At 73.3% G+C, this 1,771-nt stretch carries 2 protein-coding genes; both read right to left on the bottom strand.

The genetic code is table 11. The annotated features are described in order from the left end of the window. The coding region (locus E1293_RS46810; RefSeq protein WP_132206566.1) for a glycoside hydrolase family 11 protein at positions 1 to 353 on the bottom strand (353 nt) is incomplete at its 3' end. A 293-nt stretch (positions 354 to 646) separates the two neighbouring features. Then, the coding region (locus E1293_RS46815) for a serine/threonine-protein kinase (RefSeq protein ID WP_207939556.1) at positions 647 to 1,771 on the bottom strand (1,125 nt) is incomplete at its 5' end.

Genomic DNA, 1,771 nt, shown 5'->3' on the forward strand with positions numbered 1-1,771 from the left:
TACAGGGCGAGGTAGGCGTTGCCGGACGGGTTGAAGCTGCCGGAGTAGTTGACGGTCCTGCGTCCGCCGTTGCTCCAGCCCTTGCCCGCGACGAAGTTCCCGACGTTGCTCCAGTTCGTGCTGTAGCTGCCGCCGGACTTCAGCGTCATCGAGACCGATCCGCCGCCGTCGGTCCAGAACGAGTAGTAGTACCCGTTGTTGGTGCCCGTCTGGTTCGTGGTGATGGTGGTGTCGGCGTTCGCGGTGCCGGGCAGCACGGCCGCGGACGCGACCATCGCCACGGCAAGGGCACCGGCGCCGCCGATGAAGCTCCTGCGGTTGATCGGGCGGGCTGCGTGGTCGTGCTCGTGCATGCTTCCTCCTCGGGAGAGCACTGGCGGGGAGCCAGGCCGTCCCGCCGGGCGATCCGCCGGGCCGGTGGCGGATCCCGCGGCGAAACGGCCGATCGGGAGCGAGTATGCGCGCGGCGTTACGACAGTGTCAACGATTCTTTTCGAAACATTTCGGAGCGGCCTTCGAATCTAGACCGTTCCATTTCGGCAGCGACCTGCTAAGACAGTGACCGAATGATCCGCTCGTCCAATTCTTGAACATTCACGGCGTCAGGCATCCACGCTTCCCGCGAAACCTTTCGAAAGCTGCCCAGTCAGTCGTGGGGGGCGGTGCTGCGGGCGTGGGTGGCGAGGACGTGGCTGAACAGGGCCGGGGCGTGCGTGCCGGCACCGGCGTCCGGAAGGACCTCCGGGGTCAGGGTCCACTCCGCGCCCACCCAGGAGTCGGCGACGGGGCCCTCGCTGGAGGGGAGGTCGTTGCAGGACTGGCGGACCCGCAGCGCGCGCACGGACTCGGCGGCGGACGCGTCGGTCTCCACCAGCATCACCGGGACGCCGGCCGGCGGACCGTCCTCGACCAGGCGGAGAACGTGGTGGGCGTCCTCGCCTTCGAGCGCGGCCCCCGCGTCCAGGATGATCGCCAGGCGCACCGGCGGATCGGCGGACGGCCGGTCGTCCTCGCCGCCGATCAGGCGCAGGTCCACCAGGTCGAGGAGGCGGCGCAGGCGGTCGGCCGCCGCCGGGCCGGTGGCCACGCCGCCGCCGAGCAGGCGGGCGGTGGTGGCCGGGTCGAAGCCGTGCAGCCAGCCGGCGCCGGACAGGCCCACCGCGTCGATCACGTCCAGGCCGACGACCCCGGGCGGGACCGCGGCCAGGAACCGGGTCACCAGCGACCAGGCGTAGGCGGCCGAGTCGCCGGGCACGGTGCCGCGCGAGATCCACACGGCACGCCGCCAGGGCAGCGGCAGGACGAGCGGCACCCGCAGGCCGGGCAGCTCGGCGGCCGACAGCCTGCCGAGCAGCATCCCCTCGGCCAGGTCGGCGCGCGGCCGCCAGGTCAGCCAGGCGGGCGCGTCGAACGGCGCCGCCTCCGGGGTGACCTGCGGCTCCACCCGGGCCAGTTCCTCGCGGAGCTGCGCCGCGTCCGCCCGCAGCCGCCGGTCGGCCTCCGCCATGAGCTGCTCGAAGCGCCCGCGCGGCTTTCGCCCGGCGATCTCGTCGTTGCGGAGGGTGAGCGCGTGCTCGGTGGCGGCGTGGAAGGCGGCGAGGGAGCGGCTGGCGTCCTCCCAGACGAGCCGGCACCGGTCGAGATAGCCGACCTCGTTCGGGGACGGCTCCGGCACGGCCGACGGCGCCTGCGCGGGCTGCGGCTCCGGCGTGGGCGGCGGAACGGGCGGAGGCGGTGGCGCCTGCGGGAGGGGTGGCGCCTGCGGAAGGGG

The sequence above is a fragment of the Actinomadura darangshiensis genome, assembly GCF_004349235.1.
In the GTDB taxonomy this organism is placed as follows: Bacteria; Actinomycetota; Actinomycetes; order Streptosporangiales; family Streptosporangiaceae; genus Spirillospora; species Spirillospora darangshiensis.